Genomic DNA, 3,998 nt, shown 5'->3' with positions numbered 1-3,998 from the left:
CCACAATAGAAAAGGCTGACCGTATTGTGGTGATGGATGCAGGATGTATTGTTGAACAAGGGACGCACAAGCAATTAATGGAGCACTCTGGGCATTATGCCAAATTGCATGCTTTGCAGTTCAGTGATAACGATTGAAAATGCCATAGTGCGGCCCTAGTTATTACTATTCATGCGGCGAATAATCATAATCAGGCAAAAACCGCCTGATACTCCCAGTCACATCTACGCTATCGATAGATTTTCCTGTCAGCGGCGCGTAAAATTTCGTCACTTACCTCTAATAAAGCAAGCGCAAACAGTAATATTAAAGGGTCCTTAGTTAAGCGCTGACGTACTTTTTATGCAAGCTAAACAAGCATTTACCGTCGCAGAGCTTGCGACCACATTGACTGATATTGCTCCGACAACTGCGACAGTAAATCAGGGCAATGCGCCGCTAAAAATTTGTCTATTAGGTTATCGCAGTCAGCCCTATGGCGGTGGTCAGGGCATCTATATCAAATACTTGAGCAAGGCGTTAGTAGAAGCGGGGCATGAGGTGGATGTTATTTCCGGTCAACCATACCCCCATGTTGATCCCAGAGTTAAGTTGATCAAAATGCCCGGAATGAATTTATTTGAAACCGGTCTTGGTTCTTTAAACTTTAGCCATCTACGATCAATGACCAATATTATCGAGTGGACCGGCAAGTTAACCGGCGGCTTTTCCGAGCCCCGTTGTTTTGGTCGCAGAGTGTTTAAATATCTAAAAGCACATGGCCGGCACTACGATATTATTCATGATAACCAATGTTTAAGTTGGGGTATGTTAAAGCTGCAAAAAAAAGGGTTTCCGTTGGTCACGACCATTCATCATCCGATAACTAGTGATTTACAAATCGCTTTAAATGCCGCGAAGGATTGGAAAGCGCGGTTATTTATAAGACGTTGGCATTCTTTTTTAACCATGCAGAAAAAAGTGGCCAAACGTTTAAATCATTTGGTGACGGTTTCAGAAAGTGCACAGCAAGATATTGCCAGTGCTTTTAGCCTTAAACCTGCAGGCATTAGTCTGGTTTATAACGGCATCGATACCGAAGAATTTCGACCCATGTCATCAATCGCAAAAAAACCGTTTCGTATTATGGCGACTGCTTCAGCTGATGCGCCACTAAAAGGTGTGCGTTATTTACTGGAAGCAGTGGCAGAACTCGCCAAACAGTACCCCCGGCTAGAATTGCTCATGGTTGGTAAGCTGCAGGCGGGTGGTGCCACTGAGCGATTGATAAAACGATTAAAACTAACCGAACGTATTACGTTTGTTAGTGGCATTTCTACCGAACAATTAGTTGCTCATTATGCCGAAGCACAGGTTGTGGTTGTTCCCTCAGTTTATGAAGGCTTTGGTTTGCCTGCCGGTGAAGCCATGGCCTGTGGTGTGCCGGTAGTATCCACCGATGGCGGGGCATTGCCGGAAGTGGTAGGTGATGCCGGAGTTATTGTGCCAGCAAAAAACAGTCAGGCGATTGCTACGGCAGTAGCCGATTTGCTAGACAATGTAGACAAACGAGAAGCTATGTCTCTGGCCGGTCGTCAACGGATTGAAAATTTATTTTGTTGGAAGCGTACCGCCAAACAAATGACTGACTACTATAGCCAAGTGTTAGAGAAAAAAAATAACTATGCAAACGGTTGATTTTAACTATCTGCCCTTGCTGCCCGGTGAAACGATTTTAGATTTGGGTTGCGGTGAAGGTCGGCATGTTATCTCTGCTTATCTAGAGCAGGATGTGACTTCGATAGGGGTTGATCTTAGTCTCGATGACCTTCGCACTTCACAGGAAAGATTCCAGCATTTTGCTGATCCCGATAATAGTAATAAACGTTTTGGCCTTTCGGCGGCCACCGCATTGCAATTGCCCTTCGCTGATAATACCTTTGATAAAGTTATTTGTTCCGAGGTGCTGGAACATATCCCTGATTTTAAAGCTGCGCTACAAGAAATAGAACGGGTACTAAAGCCCGGCGGTTTATTTTGTGCCAGCGTGCCGCGCACTTGGCCAGAAAAAATATGTTGGTATTTTAGCGAGGCCTATCACAAGGTTGAAGGCGGCCATCTGCGTATTTTTAAGGCAAGCAAACTACAAGCACAGATTGAAGTCTTGGGTTTTACCATGCTGCATAAACACTGGGCTCATGCTTTGCATTCGCCGTTCTGGTGGTTAAAGTGCTTTTTCTGGCAAACACAGGAAAGCAATTGGCTGATCAAACAATATCATCGTTTTCTAGTTTGGGATTTGATGCACAAGCCTTTATTAACCCGCACACTGGAACGAATGCTCAATCCCATGATGGGCAAAAGTGTGGTGATGTATTTTAGAAAGGAAAGCAGTAAATGAGTGGTATTTTTTTATCAAAAGGATTATTTCCGGCTGATTTTTTTCAGCCTACGGTACAATTTATTTTAAATTGCCAGCAACCAGATGGTTCTATCCCTTGGTTTGAAGGCAGCTATGCCGACCCCTGGGATCACACTGAAGCGGCCATGGGTTTATCGATTGGCGGAGAATGGGATGCAGCGGCAAAAGCCTATCAGTGGCTGGCGGATACCCAGCTTGAAGATGGCAGTTGGTGGGCCGCCTATAAAGCGGGCGAGATTGAAAATGGCGATCGTCGCGAAAGTAACTTTGTTGCCTATATAGCAACCGGCGTTTGGCATCATTATTTAGTGACCAACAATAAAAATTTTTTAAGGCGTATGTGGCCGACGGTTGAGCGAGCCATCGAATTTGTACTAAGTCTGCAATCGGAACATGGTGAGATTCAGTGGGCGGTAAAACCCAATGGCTCGCCCAAAATGGATGCGTTAATTACCGGCTGCTCTTCTATTTATAAAAGCTTGGAATGCGCGATTAATATTGCGATGACTATGGGCGAAGATGTGGCCGCATGGTGTGCTGCTAGAGAGCGTTTAGGCGACGCTCTGCGTAATAAGCCGGAACGGTTTGATCGTAGCTGGGAAAGTAAAGCGCGTTACTCGATGGATTGGTTCTACCCTGTATTAACTGGCGTGTTATCGCCATCACAATCACAGGCTCGGCTTAAGCAGCAGTGGGATAAATTTGTTGAAGAGGGAATGGGCTGTCGCTGTGTATCGGATGAGCCCTGGGTGACGATTGCCGAGTCCTGTGAGCTCACCATGGCGTTGCTGGCTGCAGGTGATCATGCGCGGGCAGTGAATGTTTATAGTTGGTTGCACCAGTGGCGTTTAGACGATGGCTCTTACTGGACTGGCTATCAGTTTGTGCAGGATGTGCTATGGCCGGATGAAAAGCCCACTTGGACAGCGGGGGCGATTTTATTGGCGGCGGATGCATTAACCGAGCATACCCCCGCAGCAAAATTGTTTACTGAGGTGCGGCTGTTAGATAAAGCAATACCAAGCTCATCGGTACAAAAAATTATAAAATAATTAAATACCGAAAGCGGGCTATAATTTTCGTAACAATCCCAAGGTGTTTACCACTTCAATTTCCTCAAACAATCCCGAGGCTAAAGCCAGTCGATAGATGGTTATTGGCGCCTGACCCCCTTCATCGGGGTTAGGAAATAAATCATGAATGGCCAAGATACCGCCGGGTATAATATGGCTGGCCCAGCTTTGGTAATCGGTTTTTGCTGCTGCCATACTATGCCCGCCATCGATAAATACCATTGATAGCGGCGTGTTCCAGCCGCGACTGGCCAGATCAGAGCTGGCGACAATCGGGATAACAGTATCCTCTAAATCCGCAGTGCGTATATTGCTGCGAAACACTTTAAAGCTATCCATCAATCCTACTTTACTATCATAAAGCTCAGGGTCATGGTATTCCTCGCCGAGTTGATGTTCTTCAGAACCTCGGTGGTGATCCAGCGCATACAAAACACCGCCCGCTTTTTTACAGGCAGTGCCGATAAAAATCGTTGATTTACCACAGTAGCTACCTATCTCCAGTGCCGGCGCTTTGGCCGACA

Annotated in this window: 4 protein-coding genes; 3 read left to right on the top strand and 1 reads right to left on the bottom strand. The window is 45.9% G+C overall.

The window, feature by feature from the left end; translation table 11 throughout:
- The first annotated feature begins 342 nt into the window (after nucleotides 1-342).
- The 3 genes from AACP44_RS08615 to AACP44_RS08605 are packed head-to-tail and all read left to right on the top strand — an operon-like array spanning nucleotide 343 to nucleotide 3,453.
- Nucleotides 343-1,677 (top strand): glycosyltransferase family 4 protein, encoded by a 1,335-nt coding sequence (locus tag AACP44_RS08615; RefSeq protein ID WP_339340121.1) that lies wholly within the window; start codon nucleotides 343-345, stop codon nucleotides 1,675-1,677.
- Entirely contained in the window at nucleotides 1,664-2,380 is a 717-nt protein-coding gene (locus AACP44_RS08610) for a class I SAM-dependent methyltransferase (protein WP_339340120.1), read from the top strand. The genes AACP44_RS08615 and AACP44_RS08610 overlap by 14 nt, the downstream gene beginning before the upstream one ends.
- Nucleotides 2,377-3,453: a prenyltransferase/squalene oxidase repeat-containing protein gene (locus AACP44_RS08605; RefSeq protein ID WP_339340119.1), complete on the top strand. Its 1,077-nt coding sequence runs from the start codon at nucleotides 2,377-2,379 to the stop codon at nucleotides 3,451-3,453. Before AACP44_RS08610 ends, AACP44_RS08605 begins: the two co-directional genes overlap by 4 nt.
- 18 nt (nucleotides 3,454-3,471) lie before the next feature.
- On the opposite strand, the gene AACP44_RS08600 is transcribed toward AACP44_RS08605, so the two are convergent.
- Nucleotides 3,472-3,998 (bottom strand): class I SAM-dependent methyltransferase (locus AACP44_RS08600; RefSeq protein ID WP_339340118.1); only part of this gene is annotated, 527 nt, incomplete at its 5' end.

The sequence above is a fragment of the uncultured Oceanicoccus sp. genome (assembly GCF_963968385.1).
GTDB lineage: Bacteria > Pseudomonadota > Gammaproteobacteria > Pseudomonadales > Dasaniaceae > Oceanicoccus.
This window is presented reverse-complemented; position numbering and strand designations above follow the sequence as displayed.